15 protein-coding genes, 6 pseudogenes and 1 riboswitch (1 of these 22 cut by a window edge) are annotated in these 20,064 nt (G+C 40.1%); of the genes and pseudogenes, 9 read left to right on the forward strand and 12 right to left on the reverse strand.

All coding sequences use genetic code 11. The annotated features are described in order from the left end of the window. Positions 1–184, forward strand: the 3' end of a protein-coding gene (locus tag LNM86_RS07885) for an HlyD family secretion protein (protein WP_241437233.1). The gene continues 893 nt to the left of window position 1, outside the view; only the last 184 of its 1,077 coding nucleotides appear in the window; its start codon lies beyond the left edge, outside the window; the stop codon is at positions 182–184. A gap of 32 nt (positions 185–216) precedes the next feature. Continuing rightward, a complete protein-coding gene (locus LNM86_RS07890) occupies positions 217–1,776 on the forward strand; it encodes a DHA2 family efflux MFS transporter permease subunit (protein ID WP_241437234.1) in 1,560 nt (519 codons plus the stop codon). A 130-nt stretch (positions 1,777–1,906) separates the two neighbouring features. On the opposite strand, the gene LNM86_RS07895 is transcribed toward LNM86_RS07890, so the two are convergent. The 4 genes from LNM86_RS07895 to trhO form a co-directional block, all read right to left on the reverse strand. After that, positions 1,907–2,086: a hypothetical protein gene (locus tag LNM86_RS07895; protein WP_241437235.1), complete on the reverse strand. Its 180-nt coding sequence runs from the start codon at positions 2,084–2,086 to the stop codon at positions 1,907–1,909. Positions 2,087–2,395: 309 nt separating this feature from the next. Further along, positions 2,396–2,980: a GNAT family N-acetyltransferase gene (locus LNM86_RS07900; RefSeq protein WP_241437236.1), complete on the reverse strand. Its 585-nt coding sequence runs from the start codon at positions 2,978–2,980 to the stop codon at positions 2,396–2,398. Positions 2,981–3,045: 65 nt separating this feature from the next. Beyond that, complete coding sequence (locus LNM86_RS07905; RefSeq protein ID WP_241437237.1) at positions 3,046–4,179, reverse strand: type III PLP-dependent enzyme; 1,134 nt, start codon at positions 4,177–4,179, stop codon at positions 3,046–3,048. A 1,101-nt stretch (positions 4,180–5,280) separates the two neighbouring features. Then, positions 5,281–6,198: an oxygen-dependent tRNA uridine(34) hydroxylase TrhO gene (gene trhO, locus LNM86_RS07910; protein WP_241438961.1), complete on the reverse strand. Its 918-nt coding sequence runs from the start codon at positions 6,196–6,198 to the stop codon at positions 5,281–5,283. A 116-nt stretch (positions 6,199–6,314) separates the two neighbouring features. Here trhO and eda point away from each other — a divergent pair, with 116 nt between their 5' ends. After that, the gene (eda, locus tag LNM86_RS07915; protein ID WP_241437238.1) at positions 6,315–6,980 is read left to right on the forward strand and encodes a bifunctional 4-hydroxy-2-oxoglutarate aldolase/2-dehydro-3-deoxy-phosphogluconate aldolase; all 666 of its coding nucleotides are present in this window, start codon (positions 6,315–6,317) and stop codon (positions 6,978–6,980) included. On the opposite strand, the pseudogene LNM86_RS07920 reads toward eda, so the two are convergent. Next, positions 6,950–7,132 (reverse strand): annotated as a pseudogene (locus LNM86_RS07920) (ferredoxin--NADP reductase); the annotation flags it as partial. The gene eda and the pseudogene LNM86_RS07920 overlap by 31 nt on opposite strands. 186 nt (positions 7,133–7,318) lie before the next feature. Here LNM86_RS07920 and LNM86_RS07925 point away from each other — a divergent pair. After that, positions 7,319–7,706: pseudogene (locus LNM86_RS07925) on the forward strand (Arm DNA-binding domain-containing protein); the annotation flags it as partial. A gap of 64 nt (positions 7,707–7,770) precedes the next feature. Here the strand turns inward: LNM86_RS07925 and LNM86_RS07930 are convergent. The 4 genes and pseudogenes from LNM86_RS07930 to LNM86_RS07945 form a co-directional block, all read right to left on the reverse strand. After that, positions 7,771–7,953 (reverse strand): annotated as a pseudogene (locus tag LNM86_RS07930) (ferredoxin--NADP reductase); the annotation flags it as partial. A gap of 28 nt (positions 7,954–7,981) precedes the next feature. Next, positions 7,982–8,158 (reverse strand): annotated as a pseudogene (locus tag LNM86_RS07935) (ferredoxin--NADP reductase); the annotation flags it as partial. A gap of 34 nt (positions 8,159–8,192) precedes the next feature. Beyond that, a pseudogene (locus tag LNM86_RS07940) lies at positions 8,193–8,369 on the reverse strand (ferredoxin--NADP reductase); the annotation flags it as partial. A 34-nt stretch (positions 8,370–8,403) separates the two neighbouring features. Further along, positions 8,404–9,234, reverse strand: a complete 831-nt coding sequence (locus tag LNM86_RS07945) for a ferredoxin--NADP reductase (protein ID WP_241437240.1) — start codon at positions 9,232–9,234, stop codon at positions 8,404–8,406. 608 nt (positions 9,235–9,842) lie between these two features. On the opposite strand from LNM86_RS07945, the gene alr reads away from it, so the two are divergent. Beyond that, the gene (gene alr / locus LNM86_RS07950) at positions 9,843–10,961 is read left to right on the forward strand and encodes an alanine racemase (protein WP_241437241.1); all 1,119 of its coding nucleotides are present in this window, start codon (positions 9,843–9,845) and stop codon (positions 10,959–10,961) included. An 894-nt stretch (positions 10,962–11,855) separates the two neighbouring features. On the opposite strand, the gene gcvP is transcribed toward alr, so the two are convergent. From gcvP to gcvT, 3 genes are read right to left on the reverse strand one after another with little or no spacing between them, the layout of a single operon-like run. Continuing rightward, positions 11,856–14,651 carry an aminomethyl-transferring glycine dehydrogenase gene (gcvP, locus tag LNM86_RS07955; protein ID WP_241438962.1) on the reverse strand — a complete coding sequence of 932 codons (2,796 nt, stop codon included), beginning with the start codon at positions 14,649–14,651 and terminating at the stop codon, positions 11,856–11,858. Between the two features lie 5 nt (positions 14,652–14,656). Beyond that, positions 14,657–15,025 (reverse strand): glycine cleavage system protein GcvH, encoded by a 369-nt coding sequence (gcvH, locus tag LNM86_RS07960; RefSeq protein ID WP_241437242.1) that lies wholly within the window; start codon positions 15,023–15,025, stop codon positions 14,657–14,659. Between the two features lie 6 nt (positions 15,026–15,031). Continuing rightward, on the reverse strand, positions 15,032–16,150 hold the full coding sequence (gene gcvT, locus LNM86_RS07965) for a glycine cleavage system aminomethyltransferase GcvT (RefSeq protein WP_241437243.1): 1,119 nt from the start codon (positions 16,148–16,150) through the stop codon (positions 15,032–15,034). Between the two features lie 138 nt (positions 16,151–16,288). Then, positions 16,289–16,387, reverse strand: a riboswitch (glycine riboswitch). Between the two features lie 578 nt (positions 16,388–16,965). On the opposite strand from gcvT, the gene LNM86_RS07970 reads away from it, so the two are divergent. The 4 genes and pseudogenes from LNM86_RS07970 to LNM86_RS07985 form a co-directional block, all read left to right on the forward strand. Beyond that, entirely contained in the window at positions 16,966–17,628 is a 663-nt protein-coding gene (locus LNM86_RS07970) for an LON peptidase substrate-binding domain-containing protein (protein ID WP_241437244.1), read from the forward strand. A gap of 13 nt (positions 17,629–17,641) precedes the next feature. Continuing rightward, positions 17,642–17,848 carry a Trm112 family protein gene (locus LNM86_RS07975; RefSeq protein ID WP_241437245.1) on the forward strand — a complete coding sequence of 69 codons (207 nt, stop codon included), beginning with the start codon at positions 17,642–17,644 and terminating at the stop codon, positions 17,846–17,848. A gap of 835 nt (positions 17,849–18,683) precedes the next feature. Further along, positions 18,684–19,082 (forward strand): helix-turn-helix domain-containing protein, encoded by a 399-nt coding sequence (locus LNM86_RS07980; RefSeq protein ID WP_241438963.1) that lies wholly within the window; start codon positions 18,684–18,686, stop codon positions 19,080–19,082. Positions 19,083–19,314: 232 nt separating this feature from the next. After that, a pseudogene (locus tag LNM86_RS07985) lies at positions 19,315–19,628 on the forward strand (integrase arm-type DNA-binding domain-containing protein); the annotation flags it as partial. Between the last annotated feature and the right edge of the window lie 436 nt (positions 19,629–20,064).

The raw sequence follows: 20,064 nt of genomic DNA on the forward strand, positions 1-20,064 counted from the left end.
AGCTGTTTTCTCTCTCTTGCCACCACAAAATGCTACCGGAAACTTTACGAAAATTGTTCAACGTATTCCTGTCCGCATCTCTATTCCAGAAGACGTCTTAAAAACAGGGCGTATTCGAGCAGGAATGAGTGTTTCGGTAGAAATTGACACACGTACAAAGTCGCAAGAGAAAGACCTCTTATAACAAACAATCAATGATCCTCACGAGACATCTCTATGCCCGAGTCAACACACTCTCAAGAACACGTAGGAATCGAAAAAATCTTGGTTTTCATAGCTATGTCTTTTGGCATGTTCATGGCGATTTTGGATATTCAAATTGTTTCCTCCTCTTTAGCTGAAATTCAGGCTGGTCTTTCAGCAAGCTCTGAAGAGATTTCATGGGTTCAAACCTCTTATTTGATCGCTGAAGTTATCATGTTGCCACTTTCTGGATTCTTAGGAAGATTGCTTTCAACACGTGTTTTCTTTAGCATATCAGCTATCGGATTTACGATTACCTCTATTCTTTGCGCAACAGCAACATCGATTGAAGAAATGATTGTGTACCGAGCACTCCAAGGCTTTATTGGTGGAGGTATTATTCCGAGCGTCTTTGTCGCTTCTTATGTGCTTTTTCCACCTTCAAAACGCCCTATTGTCACCCCTATCGTCGGACTGATAGCAACATTAGCACCCACCATTGGTCCAACAGTGGGCGGCTATCTCTGTCACATCTCATCATGGCATTGGCTCTTTCTCATTAATGTCCCCTGCGGGGTTATTATCTCAATTCTCGCTTGGAAATTAATTGATTTTGATAAAGCAGATCCTTCTTTGATAAAGAAATTTGATTGGTTAGGCCTCATTTCTATGGCTACTTTCTTGGGAACTTTGGAATATATTCTAGAAGAAGGAGCACGTCATGATTGGCTAAATGATAGGATGATTCGGGATTTGTTCATTATCATGATTCTTGCTGCAGCCTTATTCTTCTGGCGCGCTTTTACAGCAAAAGAACCCATTGTAGATCTTTCTACTTTTTCGAATTTTAATTTTTCAGCTGCATCCATTTTTTCCTTTGCGCTAGGAATAGGTCTTTATGGACTCACATATCTTTATCCTGTCTATTTAAGCCAAATCCGCCATTATGATGCCCTCATGATTGGAGAAACATTATTTCTTTCAGGATTTGTCATGTTATTAGCTGCTCCGCTTGCTGGATTTCTTTCAGCACGAATGGATGCGCGTTTAATGATGGCAATAGGACTTTTCGGCTTTGCAATAGGCACTTGGATGGCAAGCTCTATCACAGATAACTGGGACTTTTGGCAGCTCTTTTGGCCGCAAGTCTTCCGTGGTGCTTCTGTAATGTTATGTATGGTTCCTGTTAATAATATTGCCTTGGGGACACTTCCGCCAGAACGAATGCAAAACGCTTCTGGACTGTTTAATCTCACACGGAATCTAGGTGGTGCTGTAGGGCTTGCCATTATCAGCACTCTCATGACAAAACGGACAGACTTCCATTATGAAAGAATAGCCGAAACGCTTAATTACGCAAACAGACAAGCAACTGAAATGCTTTCAAAGCTTACTTTATTTTTCAAAACAGAAACCTTTGATTCGTATACTCTTACTCTTTCTCAATTGTTTGGTATGGTACGCACACAAGCAACAATTATGGCTTTTAGCGATGTTTTTTTTATAATAACCATCATTTTTATCATCTTAACATTCATAACCGTTTTTCTCAAAAAAATACCACCTCTCACCGACACCCCTTCAGGTCACTGAGCTTAACCTTATGAACGTTGTCAAGATCTTGAAAATACCTAATATTTGCGCCCCCTACCCCTCATATGATTAGGTAGACACACATTCATATATTAATGCAAAATACAAAAAATGGATATCTCCCCGCGTTTTATAGACCAGAAAATGCTTCAGCAAAAACATACTTAACTCTAGCCTTCTCCGCTTGAGGAATAACCATTTTATTTACAAACTCTGGAAGGATAAACTTATCTAGATATTTATAGAGGCATCGATAATCATCACAAAAAAGCGCATCTTCTTGCCCACTGTCATTTATAAAACAGACCAATGACTCCAAAAACCAAGTTTTATAGTATTTTCAGAGGGCTTGACTTAAAATCCTAACTCCAATGGGAGATTTTTAGCCCCCATTAACTGGAAAACTCTGTAAAAATATTGATAAAGAATAACGCAAAGTTTTTGCTACAGCCATCTAAAAACGCAAAGTCCCTCAATAAACAACTGAAATGATTAAAGACTTCAAAAATGAAAAAAGTCTGATAGACTATAAATCCATCTTTAAACTTTGCATCTTATAAAAAACTTTACCACAAAGAAAAAGCATCTCTACAGCCATTTCTGTTGGCAAATAAAACCTTTAAGCGACTTTATGATGCTGAAAGCGGTTTAATTTTTCTCGTTCTCCACTAGAGACCAAAGTACCGTAACATCCAGAAAGATATTCTGGTATCAATTCCAACGCCTGAAAACGATGCTTTTCATAAGGACCCGGCATTGCCAAATTTTTTGTTAAACTGCTTGAGAAACCAAAACGTTGATAAAAGTCACAATCGCCCACAAGCAAAATAGCCCCATAACCTAATTCTTTTGCCTTTTTAATTGCATGCTGCATAAGAACAGATCCTATCCCCATACCGGAATATTCCTCTAAAACAGCCAAAGGTCCTAAAAGTAAAGCATGTTGTGCACCATTTTGCTCTTTTTTAAACCGAACATGCCAAAGCCGGACACTCCCCACCAGCTCTCCAAGTGCATTTTTGACAACAAAGGACAACCCACACGCCGCCAAACGCCCACGCCGTAAAGCTTCTGATGACTTACGCTTACGTCCCTTTCCTAGAGCTAAATCGAGCAAATTTTCCCGGTATGGCTTATCCGCTTCTTGCTCACAAGCAAGTGTAAAAAGCGCACCATTTTTTGTTTGAAAATGTATCATACTCATCTTTTACACATACCTCACTATACCTTTGTTCCCTCACTATACCTTTATTATCCTAGATAAGAAACTTAAATCACATAAGACCGCAAAGGCTCAAAACCATTGAAGGCAACAGAAGCATAAGTTGCCGTGTAAGCACCCGTTCCATGAATCAACAACGCATCCCCTACCGTCAGAGATAAAGGTAAGAGATAAGGTGTTTTCTCATAGAGAACATCTGCCGAATCGCACGTTGGACCGGCTAAAATGCAAGGCTCCATTTCCGTATTATCATGGGGTGTTTCAATAGGATAGCGAATAGCTTCATCCATTGTCTCAGCAAGACCATTAAATTTTCCAACATCAAGATAAACCCAGCGGACATTATCATTATCCGCTTTTTTGGATATAAGCACAACTTCTGTCCGAATAACACCAGCATTCCCAACCATTCCACGCCCTGGCTCAATGATCGTTTCAGGAATACGATTGCCAAAATACTTTTTCAAGGAATCAAAAACAGCCGTACCATAAGCTTGTTCAGTAGGGACATCTTTCAAATAACGCGTTGGAAATCCCCCTCCCATATTAACCAGCTTTAATAAAATCCCTTCTTGTTCCAAATGCTTAAAGACCGTAGCAGCATCGGATAAAGCACGATCCCATGCGTTCAAATCTGTCTGCTGAGACCCTACATGAAAAGAAACACCATAGGCTTGTAAACCTAATTGATGTGCCCGACGCAAAACATCAACCGCCATGGCAGGAACACAACCAAACTTACGTGACAATGGCCATTCTGCCCCTTTTCCATCAGTCAGAACACGGCAAAACACGCGAGCCCCTGGAGCAGCACGCGCAATTTTTTCTACTTCTTCAACACAATCAACCGCATAAAGCGAAAGACCCAATGCATATGCACGCGCAATATCACGCTCTTTTTTTATGGTATTTCCAAAAGAAATACGATCAGGTGTCGCTCCTGCTGTTAACGCCATTTCAATTTCTGCAACAGAAGCGGCATCAAAAGACGATCCTAAAGAAGCAAGTAAGCGCAAAATTTCAGGAGCAGGATTTGCCTTTATCGCATAAAAAATGCGAGACTGAGGAAGAGCTTTTTCAAAATTTAAATAATTTTCACGAACAACATCAAGGTCAACAACTAAGCATGGTCCTTCAGAATGATGTTTTGCAAGAAAATCACGAATACGTTGCGTTGCCATTTGCAATTCTCCTCAGGGGAAGGCATCCCTTCCTCTCTATTTGGACAGCATAGAGCCGCCAATAACCAAAAGACGAAAAGCATACAACCGCCTTCTCAACCCTGATGATAAAGAACAGGAAGAAAACAGAATTGTATACAGCGAAGGAACAGCGCGAAAACCGCGTTATTCTACTTTATCTGCCTTTTTGATTGGAGTTGAGAAAACCACTTCCGCACTGAAGGCAATGAGGTGTGCCTCTATAGTTACCTCAGCGTTTGGACAGCTGAAAGACACCAGAAAGGCCCGCACCGTCGTTGCTTCAAGATGTCCTCATTCTTCTGGTTGGCCAAAAAAATGACTGGAGCGGTTAGTTCCAGGTACCGTACCGGTTAATCTCACCATTTGAGAACCAGCGGACACCCACAGGCACGTGCGACTTTGGGCAAGATTGCATATAAGACCAATTTTTATGCATTTCAATCATTTTTTTAATTTTAAACATTTTTTAATTTTTAAAGACAAAATGATGCAAAAAAGTAACACCCCTCATAAGCAGACAAATAACCTTATCTCCTTTAAGGACATTACAATCCTCATCGAAAAACACATTATTTAACTGCCAATTTACGATCTTGCCGTTAAGAGAACCTCTTTGTTTTGGATTTCTCATTCTCTCTTCCCCCCTCATCTCTGGAAAAGAAACACAAAATCCGTTGGACAACATCCTTGTTATGTTTATGAAATCATAAAGCTAACACTATCATCCCATTTCCCCCTTTACACTCATTCTATATTTAACAGCGCATTCACCATATATTATAGCATTCTAAACAGTTCTTTAAAACGCACCCCCTCGATTAAACTGTCCACTTTTCATTGCATAAATTTTTCTGTTTCAGAATGTAAGACATTTGCAACAAATCAAATATTATAAGATCAAGGATACCGGATAAAAAAGCATAGCGCGGATTTATATCTCTCCATCAACCTCTTCGTTTTATACACCAGACAAAAAGTTAAAAAACGACTTAGCCTTATAAAAAGTTTTTATGCTTATATTGAAAACCTTCTCTTTTCACGACAAAAAGTGAAAGTTTTAGGCTTTAAAGGACGATATTTTTATGAACCTTGATGAGACTGAACTGCACGCAATTTTGCAAGTTGGAATTGCCTATGACGCTCCCGAAAGCGCTGCCTATCATCTTCATTTCGCGTGTTATAACAAGAATCACACGAGACACCTTCCTCATAATGAGGTGATAATTTGCTTTCAGCATTGATAGGGGAACGGCATGCCCGACATAATTCGCGCCCACATTCTTCAAGACCATGCCCAACAGAAACACGCTCATCAAAAACAAAGCACTCACCCCACCACAAACTTTCTTCTTTTGGAACAGTTTCCAAATATTTGAGAATACCACCTTTGAGATGATAAACCTGATCATAGCCAAGCTCACGAACATAAGCAGTTGATTTTTCACAGCGAATACCACCTGTGCAAAACATGGCTACTTTCTTTTTCTTTTTCAAATCAGCTTCATGTTTGCGCACCCATTCAGGAAATTCCCGAAATGTTTTAATCCGTGGATCAACGGCTCCTTGAAAACTGCCAAGTGCATATTCATAATCATTGCGTGTATCAATCAAGATTGTTTCTTCATCTTGGATAAGAGCATTCCAATCTTCAGGCTCAACATAAGTACCAACAACCTTTAACGGATCAATACCTTCAACTCCCATGGTTACAATTTCTTTTTTCAATCGCACTTTTATTCGATGAAAAGGCATTTTTGACGCCCATGAATATTTAATTTCCGGCGTTTGAAATGCTGGTTCCGCGGTAATAAAATTGATTAATGTCTTAATTGCAGCATCAGCCCCCGCAACGGTTCCATTAATACCCTCTTGTGCTAAAAGCAGAGTCCCTTTGATGCCATTTGCTTGGCATAAATCCAGCAAAGGCTTCTGTAATTGACGATAATGCTTCAAATCAGCGAAGCAATAAAGTGCAGCAACTTTAAAATTCTTTTCCATAAGTTTTGCCATAACGCGCGTTTCATTCAATTTCAAGATCTATTCATCGACTCTTTAACATATTGTGCTTAATCAAACTATATAGCAACAATATTATCTCTCAAAGAAAGAAGACCATGTGCCAAAAAATAGATCACCTTTTATCACTGCTACAAGAACAAACTGTCATCCCTGTTTTGCGCATTGACGATCTACAAAACGCAATACCCCTCGCACGTGCTCTTGTCAAAGGTGGATTGAAAACAATAGAGATCACATTGCGAACGAAAAATGCATACGATGCAATAAAAGCAATTGCACAAGAAGTGCCTGAAGCTATTGTTGGAGCAGGAACAATCCTCAACAATGCACACTACGAACAAGCTGAACGTGCAGGAGCAAAATTTATCGTAAGCCCCGGCTTCTCAAACGCATTGATCGATTGTGCAAAAAACAGTAAAATCCCCTTTCTCCCAGGCATAGTGACACCAAGTGAATGTATAAAAGCACTAGAAAAAGGCTATTCATATCTTAAATTTTTTCCTGCTCAAGCAGCAGGAAGCATTGCCTTTGTGCAAGCTTTAGCATCCCCTTTTTCTGAAATTCAGTTCTGTCCCACAGGCGGCATTACACAAAAAAATGCTGCACAATGGCTCCAACTTTCTAACGTCTTCTGCATTGGGGGATCTTGGATAGCTCCTCAACAGCTTATCAAAGCAGGGGATTGGGATGCTATCAGCGCATTAGCACAAACAGCAGCACAACAGCTCCCTCATCCTACCAAAGCGCGTTCCACAACATAAGGTGCGAGTGCATCATTTGCCCCTTCAACAACACCAAAGGCTTCGCACATCCGTGCACAATCTTTTAGCATTGCCATAGAATCGCAAATCATTACCCGATCTTCATCGGGGCTGTTTTTCAGCAAACCTGTCATTTCAAAAAAAGCACCGTTTCCTAAGAAACCGTGCGATAACATATTCATTTATGACAATAATTCATTGTTTTGCATATTGAATAAGAGACCCGAATATCCTAAGATTCTCTCATCTCAAATCCTCTTATGTTCAATCAATCATAATCATTTATTTGCACGTCATAAGCGGGATTATCGCATGTGGCTCTAAAGAAAGGAGCAAAAATGCCTCCTATAAATCGTCTCAATACCAAGGGCTATCGCAACATTCGTGGCTGGTAAAGAGTATAATGGCGCCGGCTTGCACCTTCATAAGCGCAAAGATGGTGGTTCTCAATGGCTTTATCGCTATACCATTTACGGACGCCAACGTGAAATAGGCTTGAGTGCTTTAAGAAAGGTTTCTTTAAAGCAAACTCGTGAATGTGCAACAAAATGGTGGTCTATTTTACATGAGGCCCGTGACCCCATTAAAGAACATGAAACAATGCGTAATCTGTATTATTTAAAAGATATTGCTGTAGATGCTTTTGAAAGCCGTAAAGCTGAATTAAAAAATGATGGTAAAGATGGTGAGTGGTTTGCACCTTTAAAACTTCATATTTTGCCTAAATGAGATTGTATACCGATTTCAGAGATTACAATGCTTTCCAAGAAGCAGCATCTCAACGCTTCTCTCATCCGACAAAAGCGCGTTCCACAACATAAGTGGCAGATGCATTATTTGCCTCTTCAACAACACCAAAGGCTTCACACATCCTTACACAATCTTTTAGCATTGCCATAGAACCACAAATTATTACGCGATCTTCATCAGGGTTGATTTTCGGCAAACCTGTCGTTTCAAAAAAAGCACCGTTTCCAAGAAGCGACATCACAACGCTTCTCTCATCCTACGAAAGCGCGTTCCACAACATAAGTGGCAGGCGCATTATTTGCCCCTTCAACAAGACCAAAGGCTTCACACATCCATGCACAATCTTTTAGCATTGCCATGGAACCGCAAATTATTACGCGATCTTCATCAGGGTTGATTTTCGGCAAACCTGTCGTTTCAAAAAAACACCGTTTCCCAAGAAGCGACATCACAACGCTTCTCTCATCCGACAAAAGCGCGTTCCACAACATAAGTGGCGGGCGCATTATTTGCCCCTTCAACAAGACCAAAGGCTTCACACATCCGTGCACAATCTTTTAGCATTGCCATAGAACCGCAAATCATTACGCGATCTTCATCAGGATTGATTTTCGGCAAACCTGTCGTTTCAAAAAAACACCGTTTCCCAAGAAGCGACATCACAACGCTTCTCTCATCCGACAAAAGCGCGTTCCACAACATAAGTGGCGGGCGCATTATTTGCCCCTTCAACAAGACCAAAGGCTTCACACATCCGTGCACAATCTTTTAGCATTGCCATAGAACCGCAAATCATTACGCGATCTTCATCAGGATTGATTTTCGGCAAACCTGTCGTTTCAAAAAAAGCACCGCTCTCCATAACAGTCGTAATACGCCCCATATGTTCAGAAGGTTCACGCGTAGTCATGGGATAAAATTTCAACTGTTGCGCATATTCACCAATAAGCGGATCTTCTTGTAAAGACACAACAAGCTCTTTTGCATAGGCAAGCTCATTACACTCTCTGGTTGTTTGAATAAGAACCACTTGAGAAAATTTTTCATAGGTTTCAGGATCACGGATAAGACTTGCAAAGGGTGCAACCCCTGTCCCCGTTGAAAGAAGATAAAGACGCTTTCCAGGAGCCAGAGCATCAAGAACCAATGTTCCCGTAGATTTTTTACGCATGAGAACTGTATCACCAATTTTAATTTTTTGGAGATGTTCTGTCAGCGGACCTCCTGGAACTTTAATTGAAAAAAATTCAAGCTGTTCATCCCAAAATGGACTTGCAATTGAATAGGCGCGATAAATTGGCTTTTCTGCATTTGGCAAACCAATCATAACGAACTCACCTGAACGAAAACGAAAACATTCCGGACGGTTCAGACGAAACTTAAACAAACGGTCTGTGTAATGATACACTTCTTGAACAACAAGCGCGAACACATTTTCAGGAATCGGAAAGTTTGATGAACCGCTGTCAATGTTTGACTGAACATGAGAAGCAAAACTATTCATAAACTCTTCCTCGCCTTTTATTGAACATAAACTTAAGATTTTGAGCATGATATAACGCCCACAGAACGATCTGCCAATATTTCTCTTAAAACATAAATCACACAATCAACATTTTTGTTGCAAAATTAACAAAATAAACATGAAAGAAATTAAGAATAAAACACATACAACACCATCATTACTTGCTACGCGTAACCAATAATGCGCATTATTCTCAACATATAAAATTCTTAACTTCACAGCACCTAAAAATGATATCTTTGATAGAATGGAGACCCCTCATGATGAACACAAAATTGAACCTTCTCAACAACTCCTTTAAGAATGAGAAGCTTTTATCAATATACACCTCACCATAAGGCACCAGAAAACAAAAAACTTGCTTACCATTATATATCACAGCCGCACACAGCAAAAACTCTCCATAGTGTATCAAAAAAAAAGCATTTTATTTCAAAAGGTAGCTTTTATGATAAACTCCGTCTAAACTGTTCATGATTTTACGCGTAATAAACACTCTTTTGCATTTTCTCCGCATATCATAAGAACCTATACGCAACAATCATTAAGAAACTTCATGCCTCATTGACTCGAGAGAGGATTTTAAAATGAATCAATTCATAAATGATGAAACAAATGCATTATTTCCTTCTACAGCTGTGGCAACCATTAATGTGAGTGCTATTGTTGCAAATTATACAACGTTATCCCAACGTGTTTCTCCCACTGAATGCTCTGCGGTTGTGAAAGCAAATGCCTATGGGTTGGGTGTTAACAAAATTGCTCCTGCGCTTTATCAGGCTGGATGCCGCACTTTTTTTGTTGCCAAAACCGAAGAAGCGCTGCATTTAAAAACCATATTACCATCAAATGTCACGATTATTGTTCTAAACGGAATTCCACACAAGACAGAAGAAATGGTAGCTGAAGCAGGAATTATTCCTGTTCTGAATTCTTGGAATGCACTCGAAGAGTGGCAAACAGTCTGTCAAAAAAAGGATAAAAGATTTCCCGCCATTGTGCAGATTGATACCAATATGAACCGTTTAGGACTTGATAAAAAAGAGGTACAAAAACTCATCAAACACCCGACAATTTTTGAAAAAGCAGAAATAAAATATATTCTCAGTCACCTCTCTAATGGAGAGGATAACACGCATTTATCCAATTATACACAATTGGCTACTTTCAAAACTATTCTTGCACAATTGCCTGCTTGCAAAGTTTCCTTTGCTAATTCTGGAGGTATTTTTCTTGGCAATGATTTTTATTTTGACCTTGTTCGTCCAGGCATAGCACTTTACGGAGTTGATCCCCGTGGAAAACGTTCAACGCCTCTTAAACCTGTTTTAAAGCTTGAGGCCCAAGTTCTTCAAAGCCGCACTGTTGAAGCAGGATGCGCCGTTGGGTATGGAGAAACTTTCATTACCCATAGACCAAGCACGCTTATCACTGTTTCTATCGGCTATGCCGATGGCTTGCCACGCATTCTTTCTAATAAAGGGAGTGTTTATTTTAACGGAAACAAGCTTCCTATTGTCGGACGCATTTCTATGGATTCCATCATTGTTGATACGACAGATCTCCATACAAAACCTCAAAGAGGTGATTGGATAGAACTGATTGGCGCGCATCAAACCCTTGAAACACTCTCGACAGATGCCGACACTATCCCCAACGAAATTCTAACTTCTTTAGGTTCACGCTATAAACGCATTTACATTTAGCATGCTTTAAAGAAAGTAATGATAACCATCATTTGAGAAGATGATATTGTACACCCTTTTAAGGAATTTCTTCATGGTGAACAAAGAGGCATTCCCATCCCCCAAACCCTGTCATTCTCTTCATTAAATATTATGCACCATGGCGTAAAAAAACAAAGGACACAAATATCATCCATTTTTTAAAGCGTATAGCGCATAAACATAAACAAACTCATAACAAATCCCACACAGAAGGTGTAGGCTTTTAACATTACCATGATAAATAAATTTAATATATATTTCCTGTGGCGGGCAAGAACAAATAAGCATTCTATCTCCCGCAACATTATCAATATGGAAAACAGGAGGGTAGTATTTAAAAGTGATGACAACCACCATTTTAGAAGATGGTATTGTACACCTTTTTAGAAAATTTCTTCATGGTGAACAAAGAGGCATTCCCCGTACCTCGAACCCTGTCTTCTCTTCATAAGACATTATGCTTAAAAACAAAAACATAAGAAAAATAAAGAGCGCAAATATTATTCATTTTTAAAAGATACAAGATATTGATTTATAAAGATAATTTATTGTTTTACCTATTGAATGAGACCCCCAAATATTGTCAGATTCTCTCATCTCAAATTCTCTTATGTTGAATCAATCAAAACTATGTTTCTGCACGCCATAAGCGGGGCTGTCATGTGGATAAAAACTCTAAAGAAAGGAGCAAAAATGCCTCTTATGAATCGTCTAAATAGCAAGAGCTGTCGCAACATTGGGGGTTGGCAAAGAGTATGATGATGCCGGCTTATATAGCGCATAAACATAAACAAACCAAGAAAAACGAATATCAATCAATAATAAAGCCCACACATTTTGTGTAGGCTTTTGACGTTACCATGATAAATAAATTTAATATGTATTTCCCAATGGCGGGCAAGAACAAATAAGCATTCTATCTCCCGCAACATTATCAATACGAGAAACAGGAGGCCAATATTTATTTGCTGGATCAAGAGAGGAATGAGGGAAGGCAGCTTCTTGTCGCGAATAAGGTCGTTCCCAAGCGTCATCTACCGTATCTATCAATGTATGTGGCGCATTAACCAATGGATTATCCTCTTTGGGCCAAACACCTTCACCAACTTTTTTAGCTTCTTCAGCAATCAAAAGCAAAGCATCACAAAAACGATCAATCTCTACTTTTGGTTCTGATTCCGTTGGCTCAATCATCAAAGTACCAGGAACAGGAAAAGACATTGTTGGTGCGTGAAACCCGTAATCAATCAAGCGTTTTGCAATATCATCAACACTCACCCCATACTGGTCTTTCAATATGCGGGTATCAACAATACATTCATGCGCAACACGTCCATGCTTTCCTCGATAAAGAATAGCATAAGCCTTTGAAAGGCGCGCAGCAATATAATTGGCATTCAAAATTGCTGTTTGTGTTGCATATTTCAATCCATCAGCCCCCATCATACGAATATACATCCAGGTGATCACAAGAATAGAGGCACTTCCATAAGGAGCAGCCGAAACAGCATGCGTTGTCCCCTCTTGTTCATGACCTGGTAAAAATGGTTTGAGGTGTTCTGCGACACCAATCGGCCCCACACCAGGACCACCACCACCATGGGGAATAGCAAAGGTTTTATGAAGGTTCATATGACAAACATCCGCCCCAATATCTGCCGGACGCGCAAGCCCAACAAGTGCATTGAGATTAGCACCATCAAAATAAACTTGCCCTCCATTTTCATGGATAACAGAGCAAATATCCTTAATACTTTCCTCATAAACACCATGGGTTGAAGGATAAGTGATCATCAAAGCTGCTAAGCGATCCTTATGCAATTGTGCTTTCATTTTGAGATCATCAACATCAACATCGCCATCACTCAAACATTTCACCACAATCACTTCCATCCCCGCCATATGCGCAGAAGCAGGATTGGTACCATGCGCAGATGCGGGAATAAGACAAACTGTACGTTGCTGTTCTCCTCGCGATTGGTGATATCTGCGAATTGCCAACAGCCCCGCATATTCACCTTGAGCACCAGAATTTGGCTGAAAAGAAACTTGCGCAAACCCTGTAATTTCACACAACCACGCATTCAATTGATCTATCATTTCCCTATAACCCATTGCATCCTCTCTGGGCACAAAGGGATGGATATTAGCAACCGTAGACCAACTTACAGGCATCAATTCCGCTGCCGCATTAAGCTTCATTGTGCAAGAACCAAGCGGTATCATTGCCCGATCCAAGGCCAAATCCTTATCTGACAAACGACGCAAAAAGCGCATCATCTCTGTCTCTGAGTGAACGGCATGAAAAAAGGGCTGTGAAAGAAAAGCACCATCACGCCCTTTCCCTAAAAGGCGTGAAGAAACTTGATCGACCAATTTTGCACCAAAAAGCTCTGCCAAAGCTTGAGCATCTTCTTCTGTTGATAACTCATCAAAATTGATGACAATTCTGTCATCATCCAGAAGACGAACAAGACGCCCACCAGCTTTTGCTTGACGTGCAATCTCTTGGGCTCTTCCTTTAATAAAAATGCTGACACAATCAAAAAAGTTTTCCCCTTCAACATGAACGCCTGCTGCTTCTAAACCAGCAACAAAACGGCATGTTAAAAGATGAATCCGTTGGGCAATTTCCTGTAAGCCTTGTGGACCATGCCAAACAGCATAAGCTGTTGCCATATTTGCCAACAGAGCTTGTGCTGTACAAATATTCGACGTCGCTTTATCGCGTCGAATATGCTGTTCACGCGTTTGCAATGCTAAGCGAAAACCAACGCGCCCTTTTGTATCAACGGATTGACCAACAATCCGCCCTGGAATAAGGCGTGTTAGCGCATCACTGACCGCAAGATAACCAGCATGTGGACCACCAAATCCCATCGGAACACCATAACGCTGCATAGAGCCAACAACAATATCCGCCCCCCATTGCGCAGGTGGTTCCATAAGGGTGAGCGCCAAAGGATCCGCCACAACAATCACCAGAACACCTTTTGCCTTTGCCTCTTTAATGACTTCACTATAATCGTTAAAAAAGCCTTTTGTATCTGGCCAAGACAAAACAATTGCCGCTGTATTAGAACAAATTTCACCATCTTGGTTCATTTGAATCCCTTGTGTTTCAGCACGTGTTTGTGCCACACTCAAAGTTTGAGGATGCAAAAGACTGTGAAGAGAAATCTTTGTTTTTTTCTCACGAGCAAAGCGTACCGCTACCGCAACAGCTTCAGCTAACGCCGTTGCTTCATCGAGAAGTGAAGCGGCTGCAACAGGCAAACCAGTAAGTTCACTCACCAATGTCTGAAAATAAAAGAGAAGTTCCAAACGACCTTGGCTAATTTCTGCCTGATAGGGTGTATAAGCGGTATACCAAGCGGGATTTTCAAAAAGATTTCGCAAAATAACCGGAGGCACAAAAGTTCCGTGATATCCCTGCCCAATAAAACTTTTATGCACATGGTTACGCCCCATCATTTTGGCGAGTTCTTCCAAGGCCTGCCCTTCACTTGCTGCCTTTGGTAGATTAAGCGAACGCCCTAAATGGATAGAATGGGGAACCGCCTGAGAAACGAGCGTATCAATACAATCAACCCCTAAAACATCAAGCATTTTTTGCATTTCATCGGGACGAAGTCCAATATGGCGAGAAAAAAAATGACGCTCTAACATAACACTCATCCAATCAGTGCTTTATAAGCAGTCTCATCCAGCAACCCTTCAAGTTGCGTTTCATCCTGCAATGTCATTTTCCAGAGCCAACCTTCTTTTTCGGCTTTCTGGTTTACCAGTTCAGGGTTATCTGCCAAAGCCTCATTGATTTCAACCACTTCACCATCAAGAGGTGCATAAACATCTGAAGCTGCTTTCACCGATTCGACAACAGCAGCAGCATCTCCTTTGGTAAGTTGTGTTCCCTGTTTTGGCAAATCAACAAAAACCAAATCTCCTAACTGCTCTTGCGCATAATGCGTAATGCCAACAGTAACGACTTGTCCTTCAACATTGAGCCATTCGTGATCTTCTGTAAAATAAATTTTAGACATCAAAAATTATCCTTTAAAATAACGTTGTTCAACAAAAGGAAGTGAATGAACAGACAATGCAATCTTTTTGCCACGTAGCTCTGTAAAGACTTCCGTTCCCTCAACTTTCCACTCAACAGGAACGTAACCCATTGCTACAGGCCCATCAAAAGAAGGACCAAAACCACCTGAAGTTACCACCCCAATCTGCTTGCCCTCATGATCGAAAAGCATCGCACCAGCACGAACAGGTTGACGCGTTTGTGGTTTTAATCCAACACGACACCGCGTAGGCCCTCTCTCCAGTGCTTCAAGAAAAGCCTTTGCCCCATAAAATTGTGCTTTTTCTCGAACACTTTTAGGAACAGCCCATGTCAGTGCTGCATCAATGGGCGTTGTATCAGGTGTAATATCATTACCATGCAAGCATAACCCAGCTTCCAACCGAAGACTGTCGCGTGCGGCAAGACCAACCCATTCTACACGAGAATCACTCAGCAATTTTTCAGCCAATGCATGCGCGTGCCCTATGGGAAGAGCAATTTCAAAACCATCTTCTCCAGTATAACCGGAACGCGTTATAAACCAATCTTGTTGTGGCTCGAATCCTTGCATAAACAACAACTCATTACCCGGCATCCCAGCATCCGCCATCACCGCTGCTGCTTCTGGACCTTGCAAAGCAAGCAGCACTCTTTCAAGAGCAATAACTTGACAGTCAAAACCAACCGCTCGCTTTTCAAGCTCTTCAAAATCAGCCTGTGCATTTCCAGCATTAGCAACCAGCATAAAACGGTCCTCTGCCAAACGGGTAATGATAAGATCATCAAGAATCCCAGCCTGTTCATTGAGCAAATAATTATAACGAGATTGACCAATTTTTAACAATGCAGCATTAATAGGAAAAGCATAGGATAAAAATTCCGCTGCTTGTGGTCCTTCAACGGCAATTAATTTCATATGAGAAATATCAAAAAGCCCTGCATGTGCACGTGTGTGGAGATGCTCTTTCATAACCCCAAGAGGATAAGTTAAAGGCATTTTCCAACCAGCAAAAGCACCAAATTTTGCTTCTGCCTCTTCGTGCAATTGATGTAAAGGAAGCATTTTTAAAGAAGATGTTTCAAATTCTTGTGATGTACCCATAATATCTCCAAAGTCGCACTTAACGCCCACACAATATGGCCGCCTCCGCACCCTTCTGTTACGAACCTGAGAGACTCGCGAAAAGACCTTTCGCTTACACCTTCGGCGCGGGTCTTCCCGACTTTCCAGATTTGCCTTAGTTCTTTTACGGTCCTAGAGCCTGAGAGATTATGGGCTGTTTTCCCCTTCGGCGGCAGGTGCGAAAGTTTGCAGTCTGCACTCTCCCGCAAAAGAATGAAAGAAACGACAATGTTCTTTCTGACATATTTCTACCTATAACCTATCTTTGTTACACTGTCATCAGGAAAGTGATGGGCTTAGCCTCATTTTTTAACTTGCATAGATTGTTTTAAAAGATTTATAATGGTTGCAAAAGCACACTGTAAAGGTTGTCAATTGGAAACAGTTCTTCATTCAACAAATTAGGATATCACTTTTTTTCATATCCGTAATAACAACCTGAAAACAACCATTGATCACGAAAACAGTCTTTTGAATATTATGAAAAGTAGATGGCCGCTCTTTAAGAAAGTAAGGAGATGAATTACATAAGGGCTGTCAATAAAGATAGAGCTTGAAAAAGTGCAAAATATCAAGCATTCAAAAGGATTGCAAAACAATACCCTCTTTTACGCAACTGTAACCCTCACAATGGAGTTTCATATCTTTTAAGAGTAAAGATTTTGAATGTTTAATCATCATTTTAACGCATAAGGGATTGTTTTTTTTCTCTCTTAATTTTTTGTCTCTCAATAGTGTCATAAATTGCAGCTATTGACATACCAAACTTCAACAACAAGGGTTATAAGATACTTATGAAAGCGGGCAATGTCCATTACAACGACGAAAATGATCTACCAAAGCAAATTGCTCTTTTTCCTTTAGAAGGAGCACTTTTACTACCAGGTGGTTTTTTATCACTCAATATTTTTGAACCAGAGATGCTTGAGATGGTTGAAAATATTATGGTCTCCAATCGTTTATTAGGAATCATTCAGCCGCTCCCATCTGAGACAGACCATTTCTCCACACCACTTTACAAAATAGGCTGTATAGGGCGTATTACCAACTACAATGAAATGGGGAACGGGCATCTTTTCATTATATTACAAGGGGTTTGTCGCTTTACCTTAGAACAAGAATTGATGAGTGCAACCCCTTATCGAACTGCTCTTATCCAACCAAACATACAAGATTTAGAAGAGCCCAATATTACAGAAAATATTAACCGAGAAAGCCTCCTCGACATCGTTGAAAAATATCTTACCATCCATGAAATAGAATATAATTGGAACAGTATCATGCAAGCCCCCACACCTCTCTTAGTTAATGCTTTTTCAGCCCTCATCCCCTTTACACCGGCAGAAAAGCAAGCTCTATTGGAGGCTCCAGATATTGACATTCGCGCTCAAACTCTTCTTGCTTTAACAGAACGCTCCCTTATGAAACAAACAGGGACTCAATACCATTTAAACTAATGAATGCGAAAACATGAAAAAAATGATCACCGACCCTAAAATGCTCGAATTACTGGTTTGCCCAATCACAGGCGGAACACTCTCTTTAGACAGAGAAGCACAAGAATTAATTTCACTCAAAGCAAATCTTGCCTATCCTATTCGTGATGGCATTCCCATTATGCTTGCCTCAGAAGCGCGCCCTTTACAGGATAATGAAAAAGCAACCTATAAAAAATAAAGAAGCTTTTTATAGTGATCTGTTATCATTGATTGCTTCATCAAGCTGAATTCTTTTTTTAACGTCCTTGTCTCACTCTTCGCGCATTCTAAAAAAGTCATTTGGCTAGAGAAGCAATTTAGGGATACCCTAATAGCAGCATTCTCTTTACCAACGCCCAACGTCTCATCTGCTCTAGATGGTTTCACAAGCAACATATTAACGCCTCATAGGAAAGTTTTTTCCTGTGAGTACAAAAAAATCCTCTTAACCAAAAGAGAGCATAAGAAACGCATGGGAATTAAAATTTAGAATATAATCAATAACATTGATACCCACAGAAAATCAATTTATCACTCAAAAAGAGATTAAATTGATAGAAAAACCGTTAGCAAACAAAATCAAAGCAGCAATGGCTTTTTTTACCCATATTGTCACCCCGTAATATTTTTAAAGGTGCAATAGTCGACTTGTTTTTGCCAATCATTTCTCATCAAAAAAAGCATGAAGAACAATTGACCAAAATCCCTTCAAAAGAGCGAACCTGCGTTACGACGATTGCACTTTAATGTGAGAAAGACCAACAAGCAAACTTGCCTTCATTGTGCTTGCCTTCATTGTGCTTGCCTTCATTGTGATTGACGATCTCAAGAAATTGCCCTATGAGTTAAATCAGTGGTTTTGGTCGTATACGCAGCGATCAATAGGGCCTGGAAGCCTGAAAAACTCAAACGCGAAAAATGAACCCGTTTAGCGGGTATCCCGGGATTCCGGGGGTTCTTGTTATGTCCAAGTGCTCTAAGCACTAAAAGCAAGAAGCTGTTTGAGTTCAGTGCTTCCAGACCCCGGAATACAAATGCGAGGGCGCTCGCAGCCGGTGGGGGATGAAGTGCAAACGAAAAATCCACGTTTTAATGATATTTCTATAGGCAAAAAAATTCGCTTTAGAAGAAGCATCATGGGGCTTTCTCAAAAACAATTAGGCAAGCATTTAGGTGTAACATTTCAACAAATCCAAAAATATGAAAAAGGCTTGAATCGCGTGGGCGCAGGACGTCTACAAGAAATTGCTCATATCTTGGAGGTTCCCATTTCCTTCTTTTATGCGGATATCGCAACAAAAAAAGAAGATAGCACATACCACCATGATGAAAAAATAACCAGCAAAGACGAATATCAGCTTTTAAAAACTTTCAGAGTCCTCAAACCCGAAAAACAAAAAGCAATCTTGCGATTGGTTTCTGATCTAATGTAAAAGAACTATATTTTTTATAATTTTAGTGAATCTTTCTTAAATAAACGCTTTTATAATTTATAGAATGTTGATTTATAAAGATAATTTACTGTTTTACCTGTTAAATGAGTCCCCCAATATTATAAGATTCTCTCATCTCAAATCCTCTTATATTCAATCAATCAAAACGATGTTTCTGCACGTCATAAGCGGGGCTGTCACGTGGATAGAAAACTCTAAAGAAAAGAGCAAAATGCCTTTAATGAATCGTCTCAATACCAAGAGCTGTCGCAACATTGGGGGCTGGAAAAGCGTATGATAGTACCGGCTTGTACCTTCATAAGCATAAAGATGGTGGTGCTCAGTGGCTTTTACACTATACCATTCACGAGCGGCGTCATGAAATGGGCTTGAGGACTTTAAGAGATGTCTTTTTAAAACAAGCGCGTGAATGTGCAACCCAAAGGCATTTTGTTCTTTGTGAGGGGGCGTTCTGTTTTGCATGAGGGTCGTGACCCTATTAAAGAACGTGAGAAACAAAAGCGTGAGACAATGCGTAATCATTACTGAAACGATTAAATGAAAATTACAAAGTAAAAAGCGGAAACGATACTAAAAAAGCACTGTTCCTTTCATAGTGCTCTACGAACGAGCACGGAATGAATAAACGAGAAAAACTTTAGCAATACAATGCATGATACAATCATTATACATTGTAAAATGCAACCATCGCAAGAGAAACAATTGACAGGAGATAAGCACTTCTCTAGATTGAAGCGCTGTTGAGGAAATATTCATATGGCTTAACGTAAAATATTCAAGCTTTTTGAACCCTTAACAACCAACAGAATAACAAATGAAAAAATCAATCAACTCCGTATTACTTATAGACAAAAATGAGTGTATACGAAAGTGAGACTTTTGAAACCAACAATATGCTTTAATATTCCTGGACAACTCGCTGTCTCATAAGGGTTGCCTAAGGAAAGATGGAGAAGGACAG

The organism is Bartonella machadoae, assembly GCF_022559585.1.
GTDB classification, from domain to species: Bacteria; Pseudomonadota; Alphaproteobacteria; order Rhizobiales; family Rhizobiaceae; genus Bartonella; species Bartonella machadoae.

What these genes read in the sequence shown, in the direction of transcription:
- LNM86_RS07980 (WP_241438963.1), top strand. Translation starts at nt 18,684, where the DNA reads ATGCGAGGGCGCTCGCAGCCGGTGGGGGATGAAGTGCAAACGAAAAAT.
- gcvP (WP_241438962.1), bottom strand. Translation starts at nt 14,651, where the DNA reads ATGTTAGAGCGTCATTTTTTTTCTCGCCATATTGGACTTCGTCCCGAT.
- gcvH (WP_241437242.1), bottom strand. Translation starts at nt 15,025, where the DNA reads ATGTCTAAAATTTATTTTACAGAAGATCACGAATGGCTCAATGTTGAA.
- alr (WP_241437241.1), top strand. Translation starts at nt 9,843, where the DNA reads ATGAATCAATTCATAAATGATGAAACAAATGCATTATTTCCTTCTACA.
- LNM86_RS07905 (WP_241437237.1), bottom strand. Translation starts at nt 4,179, where the DNA reads ATGGCAACGCAACGTATTCGTGATTTTCTTGCAAAACATCATTCTGAA.
- eda (WP_241437238.1), top strand. Translation starts at nt 6,315, where the DNA reads ATGTGCCAAAAAATAGATCACCTTTTATCACTGCTACAAGAACAAACT.
- gcvT (WP_241437243.1), bottom strand. Translation starts at nt 16,150, where the DNA reads ATGGGTACATCACAAGAATTTGAAACATCTTCTTTAAAAATGCTTCCT.
- LNM86_RS07975 (WP_241437245.1), top strand. Translation starts at nt 17,642, where the DNA reads ATGAAAAAAATGATCACCGACCCTAAAATGCTCGAATTACTGGTTTGC.
- LNM86_RS07900 (WP_241437236.1), bottom strand. Translation starts at nt 2,980, where the DNA reads ATGAGTATGATACATTTTCAAACAAAAAATGGTGCGCTTTTTACACTT.
- LNM86_RS07890 (WP_241437234.1), top strand. Translation starts at nt 217, where the DNA reads ATGCCCGAGTCAACACACTCTCAAGAACACGTAGGAATCGAAAAAATC.
- LNM86_RS07970 (WP_241437244.1), top strand. Translation starts at nt 16,966, where the DNA reads ATGAAAGCGGGCAATGTCCATTACAACGACGAAAATGATCTACCAAAG.
- trhO (WP_241438961.1), bottom strand. Translation starts at nt 6,198, where the DNA reads ATGGAAAAGAATTTTAAAGTTGCTGCACTTTATTGCTTCGCTGATTTG.
- LNM86_RS07945 (WP_241437240.1), bottom strand. Translation starts at nt 9,234, where the DNA reads ATGAATAGTTTTGCTTCTCATGTTCAGTCAAACATTGACAGCGGTTCA.